At 37.1% G+C, this 25,753-nt stretch carries 18 protein-coding genes and 2 pseudogenes; 10 read left to right on the forward strand and 10 right to left on the reverse strand.

The genetic code is table 11. The annotated features are described in order from the left end of the window. Window positions 1-2 precede the first annotated feature (2 nt). Window positions 3-1,268: an alginate export family protein gene (locus OIM59_RS17435; protein WP_303898296.1), complete on the forward strand. Its 1,266-nt coding sequence runs from the start codon at window positions 3-5 to the stop codon at window positions 1,266-1,268. A 191-nt stretch (window positions 1,269-1,459) separates the two neighbouring features. Here OIM59_RS17435 and OIM59_RS17440 read toward each other — a convergent pair whose 3' ends face one another. Then, entirely contained in the window at window positions 1,460-2,149 is a 690-nt protein-coding gene (locus OIM59_RS17440; RefSeq protein WP_303897893.1) for a Crp/Fnr family transcriptional regulator, read from the reverse strand. A gap of 408 nt (window positions 2,150-2,557) precedes the next feature. On the opposite strand from OIM59_RS17440, the gene OIM59_RS17445 reads away from it, so the two are divergent. The 4 genes and pseudogenes from OIM59_RS17445 to OIM59_RS17460 form a co-directional block, all read left to right on the forward strand. Then, on the forward strand, window positions 2,558-3,073 hold the full coding sequence (locus tag OIM59_RS17445) for a pyridoxamine 5'-phosphate oxidase family protein (protein WP_303897895.1): 516 nt from the start codon (window positions 2,558-2,560) through the stop codon (window positions 3,071-3,073). Between the two features lie 14 nt (window positions 3,074-3,087). Further along, a complete protein-coding gene (locus OIM59_RS17450; protein WP_303897897.1) occupies window positions 3,088-4,236 on the forward strand; it encodes an aspartate aminotransferase family protein in 1,149 nt (382 codons plus the stop codon). After that, entirely contained in the window at window positions 4,229-5,101 is an 873-nt protein-coding gene (gene thiD / locus OIM59_RS17455) for a bifunctional hydroxymethylpyrimidine kinase/phosphomethylpyrimidine kinase (RefSeq protein WP_303897899.1), read from the forward strand. Before OIM59_RS17450 ends, thiD begins: the two co-directional genes overlap by 8 nt. A gap of 56 nt (window positions 5,102-5,157) precedes the next feature. Then, a pseudogene (locus tag OIM59_RS17460) lies at window positions 5,158-5,430 on the forward strand (polysaccharide biosynthesis C-terminal domain-containing protein); the annotation flags it as partial. A gap of 23 nt (window positions 5,431-5,453) precedes the next feature. On the opposite strand, the gene OIM59_RS17465 reads toward OIM59_RS17460, so the two are convergent. Continuing rightward, window positions 5,454-6,623 carry an IS4 family transposase gene (locus OIM59_RS17465; RefSeq protein WP_303897900.1) on the reverse strand — a complete coding sequence of 390 codons (1,170 nt, stop codon included), beginning with the start codon at window positions 6,621-6,623 and terminating at the stop codon, window positions 5,454-5,456. 175 nt (window positions 6,624-6,798) lie between these two features. Here OIM59_RS17465 and OIM59_RS17470 point away from each other — a divergent pair, with 175 nt between their 5' ends. The 5 genes from OIM59_RS17470 (at window position 6,799) to OIM59_RS17490 (ending at window position 12,194) form a co-directional block, all read left to right on the forward strand. Next, the gene (locus OIM59_RS17470; RefSeq protein WP_303897901.1) at window positions 6,799-7,185 is read left to right on the forward strand and encodes a VOC family protein; all 387 of its coding nucleotides are present in this window, start codon (window positions 6,799-6,801) and stop codon (window positions 7,183-7,185) included. A 228-nt stretch (window positions 7,186-7,413) separates the two neighbouring features. Then, window positions 7,414-10,338, forward strand: coding sequence for a TonB-dependent receptor (locus OIM59_RS17475; RefSeq protein WP_303897903.1), 2,925 nt, complete (start codon window positions 7,414-7,416; stop codon window positions 10,336-10,338). A 484-nt stretch (window positions 10,339-10,822) separates the two neighbouring features. Next, window positions 10,823-11,479: a sensor histidine kinase gene (locus OIM59_RS17480; RefSeq protein WP_303897904.1), complete on the forward strand. Its 657-nt coding sequence runs from the start codon at window positions 10,823-10,825 to the stop codon at window positions 11,477-11,479. Further along, complete coding sequence (locus OIM59_RS17485; RefSeq protein ID WP_303897906.1) at window positions 11,476-11,883, forward strand: LytTR family DNA-binding domain-containing protein; 408 nt, start codon at window positions 11,476-11,478, stop codon at window positions 11,881-11,883. Before OIM59_RS17480 ends, OIM59_RS17485 begins: the two co-directional genes overlap by 4 nt. A gap of 47 nt (window positions 11,884-11,930) precedes the next feature. Then, window positions 11,931-12,194: a LytTR family DNA-binding domain-containing protein gene (locus OIM59_RS17490; protein ID WP_303897909.1), complete on the forward strand. Its 264-nt coding sequence runs from the start codon at window positions 11,931-11,933 to the stop codon at window positions 12,192-12,194. Between the two features lie 1,290 nt (window positions 12,195-13,484). Here the strand turns inward: OIM59_RS17490 and OIM59_RS17495 are convergent. From OIM59_RS17495 to OIM59_RS17530, 8 genes and pseudogenes are all read right to left on the reverse strand, one after another. After that, entirely contained in the window at window positions 13,485-14,702 is a 1,218-nt protein-coding gene (locus tag OIM59_RS17495) for an MFS transporter (protein WP_303897911.1), read from the reverse strand. 276 nt (window positions 14,703-14,978) lie between these two features. Then, window positions 14,979-15,728: a TSUP family transporter gene (locus OIM59_RS17500; RefSeq protein ID WP_303897912.1), complete on the reverse strand. Its 750-nt coding sequence runs from the start codon at window positions 15,726-15,728 to the stop codon at window positions 14,979-14,981. A gap of 176 nt (window positions 15,729-15,904) precedes the next feature. Then, window positions 15,905-16,205: pseudogene (locus OIM59_RS17505) on the reverse strand (IS4 family transposase); the annotation flags it as partial. Between the two features lie 485 nt (window positions 16,206-16,690). After that, the gene (locus OIM59_RS17510) at window positions 16,691-18,202 is read right to left on the reverse strand and encodes an IS1182 family transposase (protein ID WP_303897914.1); all 1,512 of its coding nucleotides are present in this window, start codon (window positions 18,200-18,202) and stop codon (window positions 16,691-16,693) included. Between the two features lie 436 nt (window positions 18,203-18,638). Then, window positions 18,639-20,396, reverse strand: coding sequence for an IS66 family transposase (locus tag OIM59_RS17515; protein WP_303895019.1), 1,758 nt, complete (start codon window positions 20,394-20,396; stop codon window positions 18,639-18,641). An 87-nt stretch (window positions 20,397-20,483) separates the two neighbouring features. Then, window positions 20,484-20,828, reverse strand: a complete 345-nt coding sequence (gene tnpB, locus OIM59_RS17520) for an IS66 family insertion sequence element accessory protein TnpB (protein ID WP_303895021.1) — start codon at window positions 20,826-20,828, stop codon at window positions 20,484-20,486. A 1-nt stretch (window position 20,829) separates the two neighbouring features. Further along, window positions 20,830-21,198, reverse strand: coding sequence for a hypothetical protein (locus OIM59_RS17525; protein WP_303895024.1), 369 nt, complete (start codon window positions 21,196-21,198; stop codon window positions 20,830-20,832). 304 nt (window positions 21,199-21,502) lie between these two features. Next, complete coding sequence (locus OIM59_RS17530) at window positions 21,503-25,516, reverse strand: two-component regulator propeller domain-containing protein (RefSeq protein WP_303897916.1); 4,014 nt, start codon at window positions 25,514-25,516, stop codon at window positions 21,503-21,505. Between the last annotated feature and the right edge of the window lie 237 nt (window positions 25,517-25,753).

Below are 25,753 nucleotides of genomic sequence, written 5' to 3' on the forward strand. Positions count from 1 at the left end.
CTATGTTGATAGCATTCTTATTTATAGGAAATGTATCAATCTCTTATGCACAGGAAGAAAATAACGAAAAAGACAATTTTTTTGTTTCGGTCCAGATTCGTACAAGAGGTGAATACCGTAATGGAGCATTGTATCCGCGTAATGAAGGTGATTTGCCGTCCGGTTTTATAAATGAACGTGCCAGACTTTCATTGGGATACGAACGTCAACGCCTTTCTCTGAAATTCTCTGCTCAGCATGTAGGTGTATGGGGACAGGATGCCTTGGTGGATAAGAACGGCCGTTTCATATTGAATGAAGCATGGGCTGCATTTGAATTTAATGATTATTGGTTTATGCAGTTGGGAAGACAGGCTCTTTCGTATGACGATGAGCGTATTCTCGGAGGGTTGGACTGGAATGTAGCCGGACGTTATCACGATGCTCTGAAAATTGGATATAGAAAAAATGGGCATCAGCTTCATGGTATATTTGCATTTAATCAGAATGACGAGAATGTTATAGGAGGAACATTCTATGATAGCAGCAAGACAAAGCTGTATAAGAATATGCAGACTTTATGGTATCATTATGATTTTGCTTCAACCCCTTTACAGTTTTCAATTATGGCAATGAATCTTGGTCAGGAGGGAGGCGATGCTGAGTCAAGAAAATCTGACACTCAATATATGCAGACATTCGGAACATACATTAAATATGCTCCCGGCCAATGGGATTTATCTGGTGCATTTTATTATCAGTTCGGCAAGAATGTATCATCACGTTCAGTATCAGCTTTTATGGGTAGTGCACGTGCTTCATATAATATAAATAAAAGCTGGTCTGTAAATGTTGGAACTGATTACTTGAGTGGAAATGATAAGTCTGACGGAACATATAAGGCTTTCAACCCATTGTATGGAACACACCATAAGTTTTATGGAGCAATGGATTATTTCTATGCTTCTGATTTTATTGGAGGTTATAACCCAGGGCTTTCCGATACTCAGATTGGAGTTGGTTATAAGGTGTCTTCTTCAGTATCGATGGGAATAAATTATCATTATTTTGCTACAGCTGTGAAACTTGAAAATCTGGAACGTTCATTAGGTTCTGAAATTGATTATCAGCTGGACTGGAAGATAATGAAGGATGTAAGTTTGTCTTTAGGCTATTCTGTAATGTTCGGGACTTCAACAATGGATGTTGTAAAAGGAGGTAACCATAACAGCTGGCAAGACTGGGGATGGATATCACTGAATATAAACCCACAAATCTTTTGTAAGTGACGATTCCTGTATGAGTTTTGGTGGTAATTATTCTGAATTCAAGTTTCGATAATAAAATGTATATTAAACAGAACGCTCAATTGAGTAAATTACATATAATTTACTGTAAGTAGAAAATAGAAGACCTGGCAAATAGTCATGAAATAAAAGTAAATGAGCTATTTGTCAGGTCTTCTAAATTAATCTTGATATTATATGGGCCTTTTAATTTTAGCCAAGTTTAATTCTATGTTACCATTAGGTATTCTTTTTATTAATCCTTCCTTTTCCATTTTATTGAATTCAGTTGATAATGCAGGTCTTGTAACATTCAAATATTCAGCCAGCTGCGTTAAAGTATGAGGCATCTTAATGATATTAGAGTCTTTAGCCTGCTTTTTAAACAGATATACTAGGATACGTTCTCTAATTGTTTTTCTGGATAAAACATCCAAACGTACAGTTGTACATATATTACATTTTCCGGATACACAAAGAAAACTTCTTAAAATATCAGGACATTCACTGATGAGACGGAATGTGGAATCCTTTGTAGCTGTCAGAAGTATAGATTCTTCAATCGTTTTAAATGTTGCGGGGAATCTGTTGTCTTCTTTAAACAAATGAGGAGTTGCAAATGCACGTGGGGCCACAATATTTTCGATTAGAACCTCATTGCCATTTGCATCAATAATATTGACCTCTAATTCTCCTTTTAATAAGATGTATAGCCTGGAACAGGCTTCTCCTTGTTCTGCAATTATTTCATTATTTTGAATCTTGAATAAATTAAAATCAAGTTCCTGAATGAGTCTCTTTTTTATATGAGTATTTAAATCACGGAATAGTGGTATTGAGAATAATATATCTTTATAATAGTCATTAAATTCGATTGTCTCCATAATCTTATTCTTTTTGAAAATGTACAAAGTTAGTATTTTCTGCCGACATTATGAAACTTTATCCGGACTAATATCCAATCTGATTATCAGATTACTGAGGATTATGTGAACATAGTGTTTTATTCATAGATGAAGTTTCATGTATGTATATTATATGCTTTTCAAAAGTTTAGATTTAAAATATTCGCTGAATAAAACATACGGTTAAGAATGAAAATGTATTGGATTGATTATTTCATCAGGTATTTTCTCTAATAAATATCAATGGTGTCATTTTTATTACATCGTATTTTTTTCATCTAAGGTAATTTTGTCGTATAGTTATAGAATATTTTATACCTAGGTAATAGAACAGAGGTTGTTCTTACCTGTAATATTAGGTAAATATTTAAGCATATTTAGAACTTTATGAGAAAAGTAAGTAGGGAAATGGACAGCAACTGGGCATTGGAAATAATGCGCAAAGCTCCATATATAACGGTTAGTTTTACAAGACTGGACGGTACTGCATATGGAGTACCATTATCTTTGGCCAGTAATGGTGATGATATTTGGTATTTTCATTGTGCTCCAGAAGGCGATAAACTTGATGCTATAGCGGTTAATCCAGAAGTATGTCTTTCTGCTGTTACAAAATGCCAACCTACGGTTGGACCTAAAGATGGAACTTTCACTCTTCAGTATCGCTCGGCTATAGCATTTGGAAAAGCTGAAGTTGTTACTGATAATGATGAAAAGGTTCTGGCTTTGAGATTAATTAGCCAACGCTTTCTGCCAAAACACATGGATGCTTTTGAGGAAGCAGTTGAAAGAAGCCTTCATCGTACGGCAGTAGTCAAAGTAACCTTGTCGGCTCCTCCAACAGGCAAGCGTAAACAATACGATAAGAATGGCGATGAAATGAAGTATGGAAGGATGGAGTAGTAAAATATTAGATTATGAATTTGTTTGATGTTTATTCTATATTCCCTATAAATATTGTTAGGGGTTCTGGTTGTTATGTTTATGATGACAACGCTAATTCGTATTTGGATTTTTATGGCGGACATGCTGTAATATCAATAGGACATTCTCATCCGTACCTTATAAAATGTATGTATGAGCAGATGCAGAATCTGATGTTTTACTCTAACTCAGTGGTTAATAAACTTCAGGAGAAGCTTGCATATGAATTGGGTGAAATCTCCGGGTATTCTGATTATAGTGCATTTTTTGTCAATTCTGGAGCCGAGGCAAATGAGAATGCCCTTAAACTTGCCTCGTTTCATACCGGAAAGAAAAAAGTAATAGCATTCAGAAACTCTTTTCATGGTCGTACATCGGCAGCTGTAGAGGTAACAGACAATCCTTTGATAACTGCTCCTCTGAACTGCAATGATAATGTGTGTTTTTCAGGGATGGATATAGCTGAGGTGGAAAGTGTATTGCGTAGTGGAGATGTTTGTGCTGTAATAATAGAAGGTATTTCTGGGGTTGGTGGAATAAGAGTTCCAGAGGATGATTTTCTTAAAGAATTGCGTAAGCTGACTATACAATATGGCGCAATTCTAATTATGGATGAAATACAGTCTGGCTACGGGCGTACAGGAAAGTTCTTTGCTCATCAATGGAGTGGCATTAAACCGGATATCATTACTGTAGCCAAAGGTATAGCCAACGGCTTTCCATTTTCAGGTGTTCTGATAAGTGACGTTTTCAAACCTCGTAAGGGAATGCTTGGAACTACATTTGGCGGTAATCATCTTGGGTGTGCTGCTGCATTGTCGGTGATACAGGTCATGAAAACTGAAAATCTGATAGAAAATGCAAATAATGTGGGAGATTATTTCATACACAAACTGCGTTCTATTGAATCGCCATTAATCACTGATGTTAGAGGACGTGGGCTAATGATAGGAGTTGAGTTTGCCATATCTGTGTCAAAGATCCGAGAGATGCTTCTGTTCAATCACCATATCTTTACCGGATATTCTGGTAGGAATATTTTGAGAATATTGCCTCCATTATGTATTACAAAGTCGGAAGTTGATTATTTCATTGATAAGTTAGTATGTTGTTTGGATAAATTAGGATGTAAGAATGATTAAGGAAGGAAAGGTCCCTTACAGGGTTTTTGTTATAGCAGGTAGTGAACCTCTTGGCTCTGCAGGGATACAGGCAGATGTCAAGGCAATATCTGCATGTGGAGGATACGCTGCAGGGGCTATCACATGTGTTGTTGATGAAGATACAGAGCATGTAAAGGATGTTTGTTTAATACCTGTTGATATGGTAGTGTCTCAAATACAGTCTTTTATGGAGGATGTCGGGGCTGACTGTATTAAGACTGGAATGCTGTATTCGAAAGATTTGGTATTGAAAGTCTCTGAGATGATAAAAAACTATGCTGGTATACCGTTGGTGGTAGATCCTGTTATGGTTAGTTCCTCGGGTGATCAACTTCTTGAAGATGAAGCTATTTTTTGTTATAAAAAGAAACTGATGCCACTAGCCACTATCATTACACCTAATATGCGAGAGGCAGAGATTCTACTCGGGCGAAAATTGAATATACATGGGATTCTAGACGACTTGAAGGAACTTTCTATTTGGGGTAATTCTGTGATAATAAAATCTGTGCCATATAAAGATAAACTTGCAGATTATTTTTATTGTCCACAAAATGGTGATTTTAGGGAATATATTAAACCTATAATCAAAACAAAGAATGTGAATGGAACGGGTGATATGTTCGCATCATCTATTGCTACTTATTTAGCAAGAGGATGGAATATTATTGATGCAATAGATAAATCTGAAGATTTTATTCATAAGGCCATAAGTTATGGAGCAAAATTTTCTTTCGGGACAGGTTTTGGGCCGGTTTTTCCATTCTACAAGAATTATACTAAATTACAGAAAGAGAATCTCAGATATAGAATGAATATCTCTCAAGACAGGAATAATAGGTGATATATTGTTTGATGTTATTAATTATCTAGAGTGTGAAATCTTGATATATAAATTGGATGAAAACTCCTGAAATGATAATGAATAAGGCTTATATATATTTGCTCATTACATTTTTGGGTATTCCATTTACTTTCTTCTATAATCTTTTTTCAAGTATTCTACGTGCTATTGGAGATAGTAGAACACCTTTTTTGTTTTTGGCTTTATCAACTCTGATAAATATATTATTGGATTTATTGACTATTCTCTTATTGGATTGGGGTGTAACTGGTGCAGCTATTGCTACGGTGCTTTCACAAGGAATATCAGCCTTACTTTGTTATATATACATTCACTGCTGTCCGGAGAAACTTTACCACAATGTAAGCTGCCTAGGACCATCACCCTCCGGAACATTAGCAGTGAGGTCGGTTTGATTAAATATATCTTTGATGTCGCCTCTTTTGAAGAGAACTTGACCAATAGAATTTGAAATAGAATGAAGACTTGGGTTCAACATATAATGTTTCTTCGCAATGATAAGCAGAAGATAGTCACAGATAGCTATCCATATCTGTGTGTACACGGCGTTTTGGGTGGCTCCATAGAATGTCTTTATGTACAGATGCTGCTTTATCCATTTGAAGAACAACTCAATTTGCCATCTTTCCCTGTACAACTCGGCAATGGTCAATGCCTCAAGCTTGAAGTTGTTGGTGAGGAAACGGTAAACTGTATTTGTGCTGAAGTCTTCATATACAACAAGTCTAAGAGAATCAGGATACTTCTGAGAAGTAAGTGGCCCAGTCAATTTGATGGTTTCATCAGAGGAAAGTCCGGCAGATTGATCTACCTCTCTACTATCAATAACCTTATAAAGCATATTTCCTTTTGCTCTTGTTACAAAAAAGGCATTGTTAAGATGAAAATGCTGGTACAAGGAGTCAAACTTGACATATCCTTTGTCCATAAGATAGTAGGAGTTTGCTTCTACAGGTATCTTATCCATAATTTTGGAATCGTGAACCGCTCCTTCTGTCAGATGAACAAATGTCGGGATGGAACCCCTAAAATCCATCAAGGTATGCATCTTGATTGCTCCTCTCTCATGATGAAACTTAGCCCATGGACAAAGCTTCAGACACAGCTCAATAGTGCTGCTGTCAAAGGCATAGACCATTTCATCCAGGTCAAGTCTAAGTTTCTGTCCCTTATATGCTTCCTTTGCTTGTCGTATCAGAACTTGTGCAAAGTCCTGATAGATACGCCAATCCTTCTTTTCGTTCGCTTCGGCCAAGGTGGATTTGGGCATTACCTTGATACCAGAACGGTAAAGATCAGGAGAACAAAGGTTAAGTGTAGTCTCTATGTCTCTCAGCCCGGACCTGTCCGTGAACTGAGCAAAGCTCATTACCATGAACTGGTCACGGCAAGTGAATTTGATGGAGTGTCTGTCACCCTTATAGCGGTTGACGCACTTCTTAAATTCGTATGTGTTTATAAGAGACATAACCTGTGCAAATATTGTTTTTCCTTTGTTCATAGTTTGCAGAATTGGCTGTTTATACCTTCTTGCAAAACTATGATTTCTAATCGAAAAAATTTATTATCCTCGTAACCAGTTGAGTATTAATTAATAATAGCTGCTTTGGAGAATTTTCTCCGGACAGCAGTGTTGAGAATTTATAACAATAATAACCGTAAAAAATATAAACAAAATGAAACTTGCAGATTACATAACAGGAATCCAGCATATAGGAATTCCTACAAACGATATTCAGGCAACAAAAGATTTTTATCATAGCCTTGGTTTTACTACAGACTTTGAAACAGATAACAATGGCGAGAAGGTGGCTTTCCTGCGATTGAATAATCTTGTAATTGAAACGTATCAGAACGGACAGGCAGCAATGCAGTCGGGTGCGATAAACCATATAGCAATTGATGTAAAGAACATTGACGAGGTGTTCGGCCTTGTAAAATCCTTAGGTGTGGAAATGGCAGACAATAGTGTTAATGCTCTTCAGTTTTGGGAGAATGGGGTTAGATTTTTTACGATAGTAGGACCTAATAAGGAGAGAGTTGAGTTCTGCGAACGTTTGTAGGCTTATAATATAAGTAAGTGAACAGGTGCCCCCTGAAATATTTACACTTCGGAATGCAGGTAGAAATAGTTTCTTTTTTCTTGCTGGCATTTTCTGTGTAAACATAAGATTAGTCGGTAAGAGAGTGCCTTATATCGGTACTCTCTTGCTGTATAACGGTTTTACTTTATACTCTATAATAGGTTGGCTAATTTTGTACTATTGATAAAAGAGAGTATAAAGGAAAATATGAAAAAGATTGTTTTATTATCATTGGTTATTTCAATAGGTATTTTTATTATACCGGCGTATGCATTTTCACAATCCAAGAGTACGATATCTGTATCGGGTACTGTACTGGATGAGGCTGACAATTCTCCTGTACTGCAGGCAAGTGTGCAATTCCTGAATAAGGAGGACAGCACTATGATTACCGGCTGTATATCCGACATGGATGGTCGTTTCTCATTAAAGGTTTCTCCGGGGAAATACATCCTGAAACTGACATTTGTGGGATACAAACCACGATTTGTGGATTTGAATCTGTCGTCTGAAAAACAATCATATAATATAGGTAGGATAATGATGTCGTCCGATGCCATTATGCTTAATGAGGCTGTTATAACTGCTGAGGCTCCACAGGTTACAGTTAAAGAAGACTCGTTGATATTCAATGCATCGGCGTATCGTACCCCGCAAGGTGCCATGCTTGAGGAACTTATAAAGAAACTGCCCGGTGCGGAGATTGATGATGACGGCAATATAACAATAAATGGAAAGTCAGTTACTAAGCTTATGGTGGACGGTAAAGAATTTTTCGGAGGTGATGTAGAAACCGGTCTGAATAATCTGCCTGTAGATATGATAGAGAATGTAAAGTCGTACGACAGAAAATCAGACCTGGCAAGGATTACAGGAATTGATGACGGAGAAGAAGAAACCGTGATTGACCTCACCGTAAAGAAGGGAATGAACAATGGTTGGTTTGGTAATATTGACTTAGCCGGAGCTACAGAGGAACGCTATTCCGGTAAGGCCATGATAAATAAATTCAATGACCATACCCAGATATCGGTTATTGCCTCAATGAATAATGTCAATGACGAAGGTTTCTCAGGCGGTGGTGGAAGACCACGTATGGGGTCGGCCAATGGATTAAGTACTAAAAAAATTTTTGGAGTGAATTTTGCAACCGAAACAGAAAAAGTAGATATGGGTGGTAGCATACGTTATAACTACGATAAAAACGATGCTGTATCTACCGGATATTCTGAAATGTTCCTCCAGTCGGGTAGCTCATTCTCTAACTCAAACAGCTCAAGATTAAATAAAAATGAAAGTATTGATGCTGAGTACAGATTGGAATGGAAACCTGATTCGATGACCAATATAATATTCCGTCCAAGATTTTTCTGGACAAATTCCAATTCAAATGAATATAATCAAAGTGCTACTTTCGATGATGACCCTTTCACTATTACTGATAGCCCGAATGATTATCTTGATTTTTCTGAGTTAACAGTAAGCGATCCATTAAAGGATGTCAGGGTGAATGGCTCGAACGATATTTCTACAAGTAAGTCATACAATTATTTTGGTGAGGCATCATTGCAGTTAAACAGGAAACTGAACGATAAGGGACGAAACATAACATTCAGAGGTGAGTACAGATTCGGGAACTCAGGAAGCGATGTTTTCTCTGATTCAGAAACCAGATATTATCAGTTCGCTCAGGTACCGGACTCAAGTACCATAAGGCACCGCTTTATGACTACTCCAGGCAAATCGTATTATTATAAAGGACAACTGATATATAGTGAGCCTGTAGCTCGTGCCACATATCTGCAGTTGAGTTACGAATTCAAATATGATTATTCAGACACAGAGAAATCTGCTTACAGTCTTGAGAAACTTTTTCCTGACTGGAATATCAACTTGCCCTTGCCGGATAATTATGAGGATACATACGATGCGGAACTGAGCAAGAATGCGAAGTATGAGACCTTCAATCATGAAATAATGTTAGGATTGCGTTTCGTGAGGGAGAGATACCAGTTGAATGCCGGCATGCTTTTCCAGCCGCAGACCACGCGGTTTACTTATGTGAAGGGTGAGTATAGTACAGATACGGTAAGAAATGTTTTCAATTTTTCACCAACTCTTGACTTCCGTTACCGTTTTTCCAAGGTAAGTCAATTGAAAGTGAACTATCGCGGACGGAGCACCCAACCCGGAATGGAAAGCCTTTTGCCCGTGACTGATGATTCAAATCCGCTTAAAGTCTTTGTCGGTAATCCGGGACTTAAACCTTCATTTACACATTCGATGAATGCTTTCTTCAACACCTACAATGCCGATAAACAAAGAGGGATGATGGCATCACTGATGATGAATCTTACGCAAGACGGCATTACAAATGTCACCCAGTATAATGCTGAGACAGGAGGAACGAAAACTATGCCCGAGAATATAAACGGCAACTGGAACATATTTGGTGTATTCAACTCTAATACAGCATTAAAGAACAAGAAATTTACTGTAAATACATCTACTATGGGAAGATATAACAATCAGGTCTCATTTCTGTATAACGATATTTCAAGGTTGAATGACAGAAATAAAGTCACAAATCTCTCTCTTATCCAGAGACTTAATTTAACATATCGTAATGACTGGTTTGAATTTGGACTTAACGGCTCGCTTGAGTATTCGTGGGAGAAAAGTATGTTGCAGCCAGAAAAGAACCAGCAACCATACGTATATTCTTATGGAGCAAATACCACCGTGTATATGCCATGGAGTCTGTCGTTGAGCACTAATATTATCAATCAGAGCCGGAGAGGTTATGCCGATTCAAGTTTCAATCGTGATGAACTTGTATGGAATGCCCAACTTGCAAAAACTTTTCTTAAAGGGGCTGCGACTGTGAGTGTAGAGATGTATGATATATTGAAGAACAAGAGTAATATTGTGCGCTCTCTTACAGATGCTGTGCGGTCAGTTTATCAATATAACAGCATTAATAGCTATTTTATGGTGCATTTTATATACAGATTGAATATCTTTGGGAATAAGAAAGCAAGAAGTATGATGAATGATGATTTCAGAGGCTTCCCGGGTGAAGGACCAGGTATGGGTGGAGATAGGCCTCCACGTAGGGAAGGTGGTTTTTGAGGCGGACACCGCATGTAGTATATGAATTAAATAAGCAGGATATATTATGACAGGCAGTTTAAGGAGATATTTATCACGAATATCAATAGAAAATTATATATACATTATATTTTGGATATTTATTGTTGTCATTCCAATAACACTGATAGATGTTGAGGAAGACATAAAGTGGGAACGACTTCTCACCAACTGGATTCGTTTCATTCCTTTTTTTCTGCTGTTCTTGTGCAATAACTTCCTCTTACTGCCCAGATTCTTCTACCGGGGAAAGCGTAAATTATATTCTGTAGGACTGATATTGTCGTTTATCGCTACTATGTATATGTTTGGCTGGACAAAGACTATAAACAGGCAATTGATGGGCAATCGTATTCCAGTCCATAAGGAACTGTTTCAACGGCCGGCCGACGATGGTAAAAAAGGTCCGATATTCAGAAATATATGGAATGACTTGGTACATGAGAATCAGATTCTTTTTGTCGTTATGATTGTTGTTTTCAATATGTTGCTCAAGAGCTATTTTATCCAGCAGAAGAAACTTAAGGAACATGAAGAAAGTATGAAGGCTTCACTCCAGCTCGAACTGGATTTTCTCAAGCAGCAGATAAGCCCTCATTTCTTCATGAATACTCTGAACAATATTCATGTACTGGTTGATCACAACCCTGTAGTTGCTAAGGAGAGTATCATCTCACTTTCCAGACTCATGCGTCATCTTCTGTATGAAACAAAAAACAGGCTTGTGCCTTTGCGTTATGAGATGAGTTTCATCCAGAATTATATTGAACTGATGAGAATGAGATTTCCTGAAGAAATAATTATAGAATGTAATACTCCTCATGAAGATTACAACAAGATGGTTCCTCCTTTATTGTTCATCTCTCTTATAGAAAACGCCTTTAAGCATGGTATAAGTATCTGCGAACAGAGTTATATACGTATAAATTTCCAATTTCTGAACAGTGACAAGTTTCAGTGTAGGATTGTGAATTCAAATCATGCAAAATCAGTTGACGGGCATGAAGGTATAGGCCTCAGAAATACTATCAAAAGACTGGAACTTGAGTACCACGATAATTACACTCTTGATATAGACAAAACGGAAAAAGAATACATTGTACTTATAACTATCCCATTATGATAAGATGCATTGCTGTCGACGACGAACCACTCGCCGTTAAACAATTGGAGGATTATATTTCTAGAATTCCATTTCTGAAGTTGGAAGGCTCTTTTATAAATGCAGTGAAAGCTTGTATGTTCATACAGGAACATGAGGTGGATCTTTTGTTTACCGATATAAACATGCCTGATATGAATGGGCTGGATTTGGCCAGATCTTTAAACAAAGATATAAAAGTTATCTTTACCACAGCCTATAGTGAACATGCATACGAAGGTTTCCGTCTCGATGCTGCTGACTATATTTTGAAGCCTTTCGGTTTCAGTGACTTTCTGAACTCGGTAAATAAAGTGAAAGAAAGATATTTCAGCCACGAAGAACCGATAATGAATTTATCCCTGCCAGAGACTATCTGTTTATAAGGTCAGAATATAAGACTGTGCGTATAAACTTCAATGACATAAGATATGTGGAAAGTTGCAGGGACTATGTGAAAATATATGCCGGTCCGGATGAACCTGTTCAGGCCCAGCTGACCTTAAAGAAAATAGAAGAGGCCTTGCCAGCTAATCTGTTTATGCGTGTACACCGTTCTTTTATAGTCAATCTGTCGAAAATAAATGTCATTGAGAATAACAGGATAGTATTCGATTCCAAGACCTATATCCCCATAGGTGATTTGTATATGAATGATTTTCAGAAATATATAAATGCTGTATTGCTAAAGTCTTAGAATTACGTAAAAGAATTAAGAGGCAACAGTTATTCTTGATTTACTATTTTGTTAATTTGGGTTAAATGTCCTATTTGTAAGAATTATTAGAATGAAGTAAAGATGATAGTAGTATGTATATAATCGACGGAAAACATCCCGTAATCCGCCGTTATGCTCTATTTTATTTTCAAATATAGTAATTCCTTTTGGATAATCTTGCATTTAATAATTATTATTTTACTCTTTCCGGCCTTATATAGTTTTGATATTTATATCCGGATTATTTCTCCCGTTTTAGATTTTCCGACTTTGGAGGAAAATCCCACGATCGTGAGGGAGGGCAAGTTGGTTTTTGTATGGCAGAATACTTTCTGTCGGACAAAAACACAACTTGCTCTGTTCGTTTGAACAGAAAATCCACTTAAAGTGGATTGTGGCTCGATGCTTATTTATGGATATAAAATAGAATCATATTTGTTTGAAATTTAATGCAAGTATAAGTTCATTTGTAACAAACTTGTATGCATGATGGACGGGGCTGTTATAACATGGTAAATATTTGTTTCTAGGTAGATTGTTAAGGTTTTAAATGTAGAATATTATAAAGCTATATGGTATCGCATTACACTTTATACTGTAATTCATATTGTATGGTATCCTGAATTACTGATATAATATCTTATGTCCGTGCCATATAAAATGTAGTTTATAGTGATTTTGTTACGATTTATGGTCTTATAATTTTTTATGTGTTGATAATCAATATACAATCGACTGTGTTGTGATATTACCATAATGCAATACACTAATAACATAACGACACAATAACATCGTAACATAATATTATGCCAACATAATACCCTTATAATGCAATAACATCGTAACATAATATTATGCCAACATAATACCCTTATAATGCAATAACATCGTAACATAATATTATGCCAACATAAACCCTTATAATGCAATAACATCGTAATATAATATTATATCAACATAATACCCTGATAATACAATGTTGTAATATCTTATAACCTAGTGTGTTGATTACATCAGTTTATATTATTTCAAGTTTCGAAGTACTTGAATAATACAAAAAAAGGCTAATAGAGTTTGATGCTTCAATAATTATCACTATATTACTTTTATCAAACAAACAATATAGCACCCTATCTCTTTTTTTACTCCTTAACGATTCATTCTTGACAGTATTTCAGTGATTTCTTTTAATATAATTTTGAACCAGCCAACACTAATTCTGTTTTTTTATCTAATTTTATCGGTAAAAAATTACCGAAGTATTGCTCTTCATATATCTTTATTGTATTTTCTTAATGTCAATAAACTAATACCACCAAGCATTGCAAAGAAATATAATATACAAAGATATGTACATACTTCCTCAATACTGCAATGTAATCTATATATAAGAATCTGAGTAATTAAAAATGAAGCTACTGAAGCCCATGCCCATGCAGATAAAGCAAACCCATGTATGGTAGAAATCTGTTTCATACCAAAATAATCAGTCAATAATGTGGGAAGAGTAGAAAATCCACCACCATATCCCATATTGATTATAAACAATAGCAACAATACAGATAATGTACTAAGTCCTGAAATTATAGACACATTCATAGTAACTATAATACTACTGAAAAATATTATGCAATATATCCAGACTTTAGGACGCAGATAATCCGATAACGTAGCATAACCAAATCTCCCCAATGTATTGAAGAAAGCGGTCAATGAAGCAATCAAACCAATATATATGGGACTGATACCAACACCCTGTATAATATTCTTCTCAAAGGAAATTAATACCAATCCACAAGTTATATTAATGAAAAACATTAACCATATGATAATGTAACGGGTATCAAATATTATATTCTTTATCTTAGATATGGATAAAGATATATCTTCCTTCTTCTCAACCCAACCAGAAGGCTTCTTTATAAGATACGAAGCGGTAAGCATACATAACGTACTGATAAAAGCCATAACCAATAAAGTTATGACAACACCATAATGCTTAGTACAATATTCTATAAGCGGAGAAAACATTACCTTAGATAAACCGAATCCACTTATGGCAATACCTGTAGCTAACCCCTTATACTTACTGAACCATATCATCAATGTCTTTACAGGAGATATATATCCAATACCCAAACCAATACCCATTATAACACCATAAGAAATGTAAATCAGATAAGGAATCTTATTATATACAGCAAATGCAGACAATATCAAACCTGATACAAAACATGCAGTAGAACAATAAGAAGATAACCTTACATTACTCTCAACAAACTTACCTCCAAAAGCAGCACTCATACCCAAAAAAAATATAGCCAACATGAAGCATATTTCAATCGAAGATACTTCAACTCCCATATAAGAAGCTATATCACCCTTGAACAGTGACCAACAATATACACTGCCAATACAACAATGTATCAACAAGGCAGGCAATGCACCATTAACCCACCTGTTCTCTTTTAAACCATAAAACAGCATTTTTATAAATCAATTTATTTTTATTTCTTTTTAAATATTGATATATTCAGTAAACATACAATTTTAGGATAGCCACTTTGGGGGGTGTCAAAAGGCACCAGTCTGAAAAAGAGTCTGCAAATTTAATGATTATTATTTACATATTGTCAAGTGAAGAAGATTTTCGTAGTCAATTCTTCCTTTTTTTTTAATTTTCTGACTTTTCTACATTTTTTTGTTTATTACTTTTTATTATTATATTTCCGCTATTTTATTTGAAATATTGTTACAAGCATCTTACATAAAACTATCATAAATAATTTTTACCAGAAATATTATCAGAACAATTATAATTATAGGTCTAGCAATGCCTTTCCCTTTATTTATAAAATAGTTTGCGCCTATGTAATTACCTGCAATACCGAATAGACTGGCAACAATGGCTAAAGGAAACATCACTGAATTACTTGATAAAAATACAGTAAGAGCAGCTACATTTGTTGAAAGATTGATTACTTTAGCTGTGCCTGCAGCTTCTTTCAGTGTTAATCTCGCTTCGTAGACCAGTAACAATATTAGAAATGTTCCAGTCCCAGGTCCATAAAAACCATCATAAATTCCTATAATAAGAGCTATAACCGTAGAAAAGAAAATTGACTTTGCAGGTGAAAAAGGCGGCTTGGTATTTTCTATTGTTTTAGTTTTAATAACAAAAAATGCTGTTACTGGTATAATAACTAGCATAAGACTTTTAAAAATGTTAGTTGGTACAGTTAATGCTAACTTTGCGCCTAACCACGAACCTGTCAAAGCGGTAAATATGGATGGTACCACATATTGTAAATTAATAAAACCTTTCTGCAGGAACCTATATGTTACAATAATAGTTCCCATGCAGGCGCTGAACTTATTCGTTCCAATGGCATAATGAGGAGGTAAACCAGCTATTAGATAAGCAGGTAATGATATTAGCCCACCGCCACCTGCAATTGCATCAACAAAGCCGGCAATAAAGACCAAAGGACAAATAATAATGTATTCCATCATAATAGGGGTTATTTTGACTGCAAATGTATATAAAAAAGTTAATGTATGATTAGTGGCAATCAATAAAAACTGAATGTTATAATTATATCGATGAAATTTGTTTCGAAACGGTGTTATTCGTAGTCAATTTGGAAATAAAACAACTTATCAATATTATTTTGTCTAATTAGTGTCCACTAAAAATAGAGGACAGCTAAAAAAATATAATTATTAAATAAATATAATCCATGATGTTCGCTTTGTTCTTTAACATTATTAAATTTAGTTTTTCTAAAGAGATTCTTTAATAGAGTCTTGTCCACAAAAGAAATGCCAAGAATTTTAGAATATCATATGTCAATCTGTCCAGTTGCATATCATGTTGTATAATAGCCACAAGATAGTATGAAATGATTGTTGGTGGGAGTTATATCTTTACTGCGTTCTCGGAAGTACACTAAAGCTTCTTTATTTTAGGTGTTGCTTGAACCATTTAAAATCGCTTATGAGACGCTTCTCATAAATTATTCAAGCAGATAAAACAGAACTTTCCCTAGAAATACTTTTATAAGGAAGGTGGAAATGCTATCAAAATACAGATTAGGGTGACACCTACAGCCAACATGTTGCTTATTGTAATGGAAAAAGGTACTGACTTGCTTCTATAGTTTTTTCAGTCTTGTAATAATGATGAGGATTACACTTATGCATTATGTAGATATCTACGTTCTTTTCAATCATCCGGAAAAGGATTGGGGAACTCTTTTGGACGTGAGTCAAAAAGAAGATTGTCAACTTTCTATTTTTTGATATGGCTTGGAATAACAAAATAAGAGGCCGTCTCAAAATGAAATATAATTTGAGATGGCCTCTGTCGTTTCATATCAGATTGAAGTCGTTTGGATTTTCCTCAAAAAAGGAATTTACAAGTTTCCTTCTACAGATTTCATGGTTTCAAACCGTTTCGTTCGGTCAGAAGCCTCCTAAGAGGCTACTTTTGCAAGATTATGCGCTATGGCCAGCAGGCCAAACTCAATTTCCACCTTTTTCAGCCCACGGAGATGGAACCTCTTGAAGTGCTTGTTGTTCTTGAGGTTTCCAAATACGGCTTCCACATCCTGTGGCCGCTGGCTCCGGTATTTAAGACCTTCCGCAGAGAGGAGTTTCTTACGTTCCCTTTCCTTGATTTTTCTCAGCCGATGATTCACTTGCACAATCCTTTCCGACCGGCTTCTGTGACACCGGCATCTTAACGGGCAGCCCTTGCAGTTCCGTGCCCTGTACCTTGAGATGGTCTGTACAAAACCGTTGTCTGTCGTCCGCTTTACATCGGAGAGTCTTTCCATCCTCTGTCCCATCGGACAGTACATGCCGTCGGTTTCTTCATTATAATAGAAGTTGGCAGACAGGAACGGGTCATTCCTGAAGCTCCTTTTCTGTTCCTTGTGGAAATAGTTGTACTTTATGAAGGTTTCGATGCCGTGCCTGAAGGCGTACAGGTAGTTCTCCTCACTTCCGTACCCGGCGTCACAGACGGACACGTCAGGATATCTGCCGTACAGGGAATGGAAGTCTTCCATGTGCAGGGGATAGGTGGAGGTGTCACCGGCACACTGGTGGAGGGTATAGTTCAGGATGAACTGTCCGTTGGTACTGACCTGCGGGTTGTATCCGGGCTTGAGCTGCCCGTTCCTCATGTGGTCCTCCTTCATCCGCATGAACGTGGCGTCGGGGTCTGTCTTGGAGTAGCTGTTGCGCCCGTCGAGAATCTTTCCCTGGGATTCGTATTTCTTCAGCTGTTCGGGCCATGCCTTCCTCACGCGCCGGACCTTGGCCTTCACTTTCCGGTCCGCATCCGTTCCCTCCAGAGCTTCATGTATCTGTTCCAGCGCCCTTTCCACCTTCTCGGGGGTGATGTCCTGGTAAGTGACGGGAGCGGAGTCGCGCAGCTCCTGCTTGGTGACGGACTCGGCGTACCGCCATATCTCCTCAAGCTGTTCCGCAATTCTGGAGATGCGGGTGTGGATGGACTTGCCCCAGATGAACGTATAACGGTTGGCGTTCGCCTCCATCTTCGTCCCGTCGGTGCAGGCCACGTCCAGACTTACAAAGCCCTCCGCCACGAGGAACTTCACGATGGTGGCGAAGACGGTCTTGAGTACATCCTTCAGCCGGCTGCTGCGAAAACGGTTGATGGTGTTGTGGTCAGGCGTCCTGGTACCGGTCAGCCACATGAAGCGGATGTCATTGCGGCAGAACTCCTCAATGCGGCGGCTGGAATAGATATTGCGCAGATAGGCATATACCAGAATCTGCAGCATCATGCGGGGATGGTAGGCCGGACAGCCTTTGACGGAGTACTTGCGGTAAAGTTCTTCCAGGCTGATCTGTTCAATGATACGGTGAACAACCCGGACCGGATCGTTCTGGGGAATAAAATCGCCTAAACACGGAGGTAAAAGCAGATTATCGTTGGAGGTATAGTTTTTAAACATTATCTTTGGAATATATTGCTTGATTCCCTAAGATACGAAAAATTAGGGAGACGGGCAAGTCCTGACTGAGCAAAGTTTGGGCTTGCCCGATTTTTTTTGCAGACACAAAAAAGGCCATCTCAAATTATATTTCATTTTGAGACGGCCTCTTATTTTATATTCAATCGATTTTATCGAACAGCAATAATTCTCATTATTCTTAAAAGTGGTACAAAGGTATGTTTGGGAAACATGCATATCAAGGCGGAAAATAGAATGAACACATTGCCAATTTATTGTCAGCTATTGTTCCTTTGAAAAGAAATTAGCAATTGACATGAACGTTATCAATGACTGGCAACTTACTATCGTAACCATTCTATTTTCCGCCACGACAATTTTATCGGCTGTTTTTCAGCCGATAAAATAAAAAAGTCCGTAAGAAAATATTTTTGTTTTAACATTCCGGTTTATAAAAACATGGCAGAAGAGCCTTCCTGTCGCAGTTATTACCATGAAGAATACATTCAAACAAGTGCTTCAGGTAATCCTGAGGATCTATGTCATTAAGTTTGCAGCTTTCTATCAGAGAGAAGATGAATGCCGAGTTTTCTGCGGCTGCCTCACTTCCTATATTCATACAGTTCTTGAGCAGCAGCTTTACAGGTTTCATTCTTTGCTCACAGAGATTGTTGGATATTTCCGCTGAACCGTCCTTGAGGATATTTCTCAAGGACTTCCACTGGTTTAACGTATAGTTCACGGCCTTTCTCATCAGTTCGTTTGCCATGATTTTGGTATCCTGCATCATCATGACCACCTTATGATGGATACGCTCAAGAATCGGTCCCGTAAGCTTAAGTCTTTTTTCCTTAATCTGCTCGCCGCTGAGTTTCATCATACGGAACAGGTCTTCATTTCTGAACATATCACCGATAGGATTTATTATGTCCATCGCCGTCCTGTCTGAAGGCAAGGCATCAACCCACAACCTCCTGCAGTGCGTCCAGCATCCTATGTGAAGCACCTTTGAGGCTTCTCCGTCAAACATCCTGTAAACCGTATATCCGTCAGTGGATATGGTTCCCATAAAATATTCCAGGAACGACTTTGCCGTATCGGAAGACCTGCTGCCGTTGTTATAGTGATAATAGACCATCTTTATATGCTTTGCAAAGAAAGCCCATAAGTACTTTCTCCTGTAAGCCTTACCTTCCGGTGTTTCAACTCCAACGAGTTCGGTAGTCTCATCAACCATAAGGTATTTTGCCCTCTGTACAAACTCCTTGAATGCATCTCCGATAAATTCCTTTAGTTTGGCGATTCCGTTATGGATATAGCTGTTCAGCGTGGTGTTGCTTATATGGATACCTTCTCTTGCAAGCAGCCTTATCTGTCTATTTTCAGGCATGCTGAAGTCATATTTCAGACAAAGCAGGCGGACAAGCAGTTCAGGAGAGAAGATTCCTCCAAGGTTTTTCAGCGGATGCTCCATCGTGCTTGTGAAAGTGCCGTCGGCAAGCTTTACCCTCGCCACCTTGTACACATGCTCCACATTATGAGCCCTTACATGTTCTATGACCCTGTATTCCCACACATCAGCCATTCCGTTACGGTTCATAAGCCTTGCACCATCCGGGAGTTGGTAATAATCTTCTATTTCATGAACAACTACCTTATCCACCTTCAGCCTGGTCTTTTCTGCACGGGGAGCTGTTTCCTTTTTCCTTGAAGGCCTGCAGTTCTGTGCAGGTACGTTACCGGAAGAGGTATTGCTGCCAGTACCGTTACCATCTGCCTTATTATTATCATCTTTCTTATCAGAGCCGTCATACTCGGACTTCTCCATTGCCGACTTGTCAATGTTACGGTTGTTCAGCAGCCTTCTTTGTTCGGAGGTACGGCCGAAACGATGTTTCCTGCTGTCCTCAAGCTGAAGCCTGAGATTGGAAACCTCATTTGCCAGCATCATGTTCACCTCGTCTTTTGCCTCAAGCTGCTTTCTCATAAGTTCCATTTCTTTTCGATAGTTTTCGACTGTTGCGGACAACTCATTGATTGTATCAACCAGAGCCTTGGAGTTCTCTTTGTTTGATTCTTCAATAGCCTTAAGCCTCGCAATCAGTTCGTTTACCTGTTTGCGAAGCCCTGCCTTTTCCTCATTTGCCAGACCCAGCTGGCAGCAAAGTAACTCGTATGCTCTTTCATCAATCATGATATAAAGGTACGAAAAATCAGGCAGTTACGCAAACTTTTTACCGTTTATTTTTATATTATTTTATTGATAATCAGTGTATTAATATTAATATTTCGGACTAACGTACATCTTGTCAACCACTATGCTTTCCGTAAGATAGGCCATATCCGACCATTGTATCCGGTAGCATTTGGAGACCTCATCAAATACAGGTTTCTTGAATCTACCCATGACTGGACGTTTCTCATAAAGCACATAAAAACCGCGTTCGTAATGAAGTATCTTCACGACCTTGCGGTTACGGGACATGAACATATATACATTGGATGTATCACTCGGATCGAGTGATATCTCTTCCCTTATACTCTCACACAGACGGAAGATACCTTTCCGTAAATCCACATTACCGTTGAACAGGTAATAGTTCAGGTTAGCACTCAGTCCAAGCATATCATCCTATCATTTTATTAAGCAACAGACTCAGGTCAAGAACGGTGGTATTTCTTAGAAACAGTGTTGCGCCGGATGTCAGTTGTAACTTAACCCATTTTATTGGCGGTTCGCCTTCAGGCTGTTTCACTTCCATCTTCACGGTTGGACTGTTGCAAGGCTTGCCGGTTATCTGGACTTTGGCAACCTTGGGTTGTTCAGTCTGAACTGCCTTACCTAACTTCTCACTCCACAGCTGGTGACGCTGCCAGTTCATGAACTTGTCGTAATTTACTCCATAATCCGCACAGAACTCCCGAAGATCCTTGGTCTCGCTGCATAACTGGTAGAGGTCATATACCTCTTGGTAGTTTACTTTCTCTTTTGCCATAATCATTATTGTTAAAGGTTACGGCGCAAAGGTAGGGTTGTGAATAATGTGCGTCAAGGCGGAAAATAGTATGCTTACCTTACTATCTTTTGATTTTATGTTTAACTCACGTTGATATTAGTATGATGATAGCTACAGGACTACAAAATATTGAAACATTTATGATAGTCGATATTAATATTGTCTTGATAGAATGTAATATACATATTTGGTTAGCTAAACAAATTGATATAAATTATGCCGTATAGTATTTATAACAAAAACTATTACTCCCCCCAAAAAATAGGCAATGAGGTGATTCCTATTAATGTATCGGTGTAATATATTTTTCTTTTCTAAACTCTGTAGGCGTCTTTTTGTATTCCTCCTTGAAATAGTGTGTAAAGATCTTAGGAGTATTGAATCCAACTTTATAAGCTACTTCGGCAACAGTCATTTGAGTTCTCTCCAGTAGTTTCAAGCTTTTCTTGAGCCGTATGATACGTATGAATTCGCTTGGAGAATATCCTGCTATAGACATTAGTTTATTGTATAAGTTGCTCCTACTCATGCCGATTATGCTACTTAACTCCTCTACCGAAAATTGGGGATTCTCAATGTGTTCTTCCACGGTCTTGATGACTTTTTGAATGAACGATTCGTCCAATGAACTTGAGGTGATGTCACTCACTGGTATGTCTGCAATTGAGAATTTCTTATGGCATTCTTGTTTCCATTTAAGTATTTTATTGATACGAAGTTTTAGGATATCCAGATTGAAAGGTTTGGCAATATAGTCATCAGCCCCTTCGGTTAATCCTTTCTTGATGTGTTCTATGTCATTTTTAGCTGTCAGCATGATAACTGGTATGTGTGAAATTTTGATGTCACTTTTTATGGCATGGCATAGTTCAATCCCATCCATATTAGGCATCATAATATCTGTAATAACCATGTCAATGTGCTCTTTTTTAAGAATGGATAATGCATGCAGTCCGTCGACCGCAGAAAGAACATGATATTCCTTTTTTAGAGAATCAGATAAGAATAGGCGTAAATCTTGGTTATCTTCCACAATAAGTAAGGTGTTTTTATCCAGATTTTCAACTCTCTCATCCGATTGTAAAGATACTATTTCTGCTTCAGTCGGTTGGATATGAAAGTCCTCTTCCACAGTTTGCACCATAGGAGTGATAGGGATATAAAATATAAATTTAGCACCTGTGGGCAGGTTGTCTTCTACATGTATATCTCCGTGGTGTAAACTGAGAAGTTCTTTTACAATGTGCAGGCCTATACCGCTTCCATACGATGATTTATCATCTGCTATTTGGTAAAAAGCATCGAAAACCTTGCATTTCTCACTATCTTCTATTCCTTTTCCGTTGTCGGCTACACTTGCAAAAACTTTTTCGTCTTCAGTCCATACATTTACTGTGATTTTGCCGGGAGTACCTGCATATTTTATGGCATTGGACAGAAGATTCATAAATATCTTATGCATTTTATCTTTATCGAAGGCCATAGATAGGGTGTCAATCTCCTTTTCGAAGGTCAGAGTGATTTGGTAAGTAGTTGCATATACAGAGAAATGATTGATAATATTATCTATGAACTCAATGTAATCTCCTTTTTCTGGATGCAGTTTCATTTCCTGTATTTCAATTTTACGGAAATCCAATATTTGGTTTACCAGATTCAGAAGTGCCAAAGCATTTTTGTGAATAATATTCAAGTTTGGTTTTATATCTTCGCTCTGATGAGTCTTGAGAATCTCTTCTAAAGGAGCTATGATTAAGGATAACGGGGTACGGAAATCATGACTTAGATGAGTAAAAAAGTTTAGTTTCATTTCATCTATCTCATGTTGCTTTTTAGCTTCAAACTCCATTTCCTTATATTGCATTCTTCGTTTGTGTTTTTGCTCTTTTCGATACCAGGCATAGGAAAATAGTATGACAATCAGAAGTAAATATAAAGCCTTGGCATAAATACTTAACCATATAGGAGGTTCGATATGGATGAGAAGTGTGGAGGGATTACTCCATAGTCCTCCAGAATTGGTCGCTCGAACTTCCAGCTCATATATGCCTGGAGCCATATTGTTAAAAGCAATATAGTTGCTTTCGAGTGAAATCCATTGATTGTTCGTTCCACTTAACCGGTAGGAGAACCGAATGTCATGGGTACGTACGTAATCCATGGTTGAGAAACTTAATTTAAAAGTATTTTGATTGTATTTGAGGGTTATTTTGTCCGTAAGTTCAATATTTTGGCTTAATATTTTGTGATGACTATATAGGGAATCTACATTAATAGTTGTGTCCAGGACTTTTAATTCTGTAAATATGACCCTGGATATATTTTTGTAGTATTTTGTGTTAGGATTAATATCGTAATATCCTCCATTTCCTCCTATTAATATATGGTCGTTTTGTGATTTATAAATAGAGTTGTGTATGAAATTGGAAGTTTGTAATCCATCATTTTTAGCGTAGGGGAGACAATGGAATGTATATCCATGTCTATGCTGATCTACTTGTATCTCTATCTTAGTAACTCCGTCTGTAGTTACTACCCAGATGTTTTGATTGTTATCTTCGGTGATACCTCGTACAAGATTTCCTTCCAGTCGGTGACTTTTGTTTAAATAGTAAATAGTATCAAGACGCATATCGAATACCGTCAGACCTTCTCTTCCTCCTATCCACAAAAGGTTTCGGCTATCCATGTAGACATTGTTCTGGATTGTATCTTGGATGAATTGTGACTTTTTGGAGTTATGGCGTATACTTTTTATTTCATGATTTTCTGTATTTAAGACGTGAGTACCATTGCACGTTGCCATGTATACAGAGCGCTTCTTGTCGAAAAATACATTCATTACATGCGCATCCAAAAGATTGGAATTTTGTGGAGTAAATGTATGAAAATATCCTGTTTCAGGATTAAATATATGCAGGCCACATTTCAAGTTGCCTAAATAGAGATTTCCTTTGTTATCTTCAGTGATGCTCCATATACTGTTGTTGACAGGATTCCTTGGGAATTTATCGGAAAAAGGTTGTTGATGGAAACAATTATTCTGGTAATAACCGAATCCATCCAGATAGGTGCCAATCCATATTTTGTTTTGGGCATCCACGTGCATGCAGATAATCTTGTTGCTAAATGAGTTTTTTTGCTCTTTTTTAAAAGTCGTAATATTCCCATTAGGATCTACCTTATAAATTCCATCCCCATCTGTACCAATCCATAAATTATGTTCACGGTCTTCCACTTGGCATGAAATGTCGTAAGTGGAAGGCAGCATGGTTTTGGCGAAAGAAAAGAAGTGTGGGTTGTAGTAGGATATTCCATTTCGCATTGTTCCTACCCACATTGTGTTTTCATCATCATAGTAGAAACACCATACTTTATTGCTTCCTAATGAGTAAGAGGATAGATTTTGTGAGATATGGGTGTATTGTTGTTTTTCTTTATCATAAATGCTGATACCATCATACTCTAATCCAATCCATATCTTATGGAAATTATCTTCACAAATACTGATGACCTTATTTTTTAGAAGAAGGGTATTTTTTCCTATTGTACTTAATTCCCATGTGTTATTTGCACTTTGAGAGAACAGCCAAAGTCCTTCTGCGTTGGAACTATATACCCAAATGTCGAGATTGTTGTCTACGTAAAATTTATAACTTAAAAATTTTTCTGCACCTAATGCTTTATTTAACGGAATAACAGCATTTGTATGCTTATGTAATAAGTCTGTTATATGAAGGTTATTATCCCCGTCGATATAAAAGAGTTTTTCTTTTTTTACACTGAAAAAGGTTATGTTTTCAGGAAAATTTTTTATGGTATATGATTGTTGGTTGCTGAAAGAATATACTTTCATAGTTTTTCCATTGTATGACCATAAATTGTTGTGGTCGTCAGTAATAATGGTTTGCGGATATGCACTATTATGCAATTGGTATTTTTGAAGCAAAGGGTATGCGTTAACAAACTGGTCTTTTTTTCTATCGTATGTAAAGTAATAGCCAAAACGTTCTATCCAAATATTATTATCTTTATCGATTAAGATTTGACTGGTAGAAGCGGACAAATTAGTTCCATTTTCAGCTTTAAAATATTGTTTTACATTGTATCCGTCGAAACGGTTTATGGCACTACTTGTCACACACCAAAGAAAGCCTTCGCTGTCTTTAAGCATATCAATTACTTCATTATCAGATAAGCCGTCAGAAGTTGTGAGATGCCGGAATTGATAATGCTCCTCTTTTGCGGTCGTTATATTAAATATGAAACAAAGTATGAAGAATATCTGTGCTTTCATTTAAATGTATCTTTAATATGGTATTATCAGGTCTAAAATAAAGATTGATAACTAAAACTAATCATATAACAAAAATAGTGAAATGTTTTGTTATCTTTTATTTGCAAAGATAATATTCATTTGTTTTATTAGTATGTAGACAGGGGTATCTTATGTTCAAAAATAGGGTATGAAATGTTGATTCTACAATTGAAGATATAGTGTAATACATATCAGACCTTGGTGTGGATAGTTTGT

It is taken from the genome of Bacteroides mediterraneensis (assembly GCF_025993685.1).
In the GTDB taxonomy this organism is placed as follows: Bacteria; Bacteroidota; Bacteroidia; order Bacteroidales; family Bacteroidaceae; genus Phocaeicola; species Phocaeicola mediterraneensis_A.

Bases quoted from the DNA above. Each gene is read 5' to 3' on its own strand.
- OIM59_RS17435 (WP_303898296.1), top strand. From the start codon at position 3: ATGTTGATAGCATTCTTATTTATAGGAAATGTATCAATCTCTTATGCA.
- OIM59_RS17440 (WP_303897893.1), bottom strand. From the start codon at position 2,149: ATGGAGACAATCGAATTTAATGACTATTATAAAGATATATTATTCTCA.
- OIM59_RS17470 (WP_303897901.1), top strand. From the start codon at position 6,799: ATGAAACTTGCAGATTACATAACAGGAATCCAGCATATAGGAATTCCT.
- OIM59_RS17480 (WP_303897904.1), top strand. From the start codon at position 10,823: ATGATTGTTGTTTTCAATATGTTGCTCAAGAGCTATTTTATCCAGCAG.
- OIM59_RS17450 (WP_303897897.1), top strand. From the start codon at position 3,088: ATGAATTTGTTTGATGTTTATTCTATATTCCCTATAAATATTGTTAGG.
- OIM59_RS17510 (WP_303897914.1), bottom strand. From the start codon at position 18,202: ATGTTTAAAAACTATACCTCCAACGATAATCTGCTTTTACCTCCGTGT.
- OIM59_RS17495 (WP_303897911.1), bottom strand. From the start codon at position 14,702: ATGCTGTTTTATGGTTTAAAAGAGAACAGGTGGGTTAATGGTGCATTG.
- OIM59_RS17485 (WP_303897906.1), top strand. From the start codon at position 11,476: ATGATAAGATGCATTGCTGTCGACGACGAACCACTCGCCGTTAAACAA.
- OIM59_RS17525 (WP_303895024.1), bottom strand. From the start codon at position 21,198: ATGGCAAAAGAGAAAGTAAACTACCAAGAGGTATATGACCTCTACCAG.
- thiD (WP_303897899.1), top strand. From the start codon at position 4,229: ATGATTAAGGAAGGAAAGGTCCCTTACAGGGTTTTTGTTATAGCAGGT.
- OIM59_RS17515 (WP_303895019.1), bottom strand. From the start codon at position 20,396: ATGATTGATGAAAGAGCATACGAGTTACTTTGCTGCCAGCTGGGTCTG.
- OIM59_RS17500 (WP_303897912.1), bottom strand. From the start codon at position 15,728: ATGATGGAATACATTATTATTTGTCCTTTGGTCTTTATTGCCGGCTTT.
- OIM59_RS17475 (WP_303897903.1), top strand. From the start codon at position 7,414: ATGAAAAAGATTGTTTTATTATCATTGGTTATTTCAATAGGTATTTTT.
- OIM59_RS17530 (WP_303897916.1), bottom strand. From the start codon at position 25,516: ATGAAAGCACAGATATTCTTCATACTTTGTTTCATATTTAATATAACG.
- OIM59_RS17465 (WP_303897900.1), bottom strand. From the start codon at position 6,623: ATGAACAAAGGAAAAACAATATTTGCACAGGTTATGTCTCTTATAAAC.
- tnpB (WP_303895021.1), bottom strand. From the start codon at position 20,828: ATGCTTGGACTGAGTGCTAACCTGAACTATTACCTGTTCAACGGTAAT.
- OIM59_RS17445 (WP_303897895.1), top strand. From the start codon at position 2,558: ATGAGAAAAGTAAGTAGGGAAATGGACAGCAACTGGGCATTGGAAATA.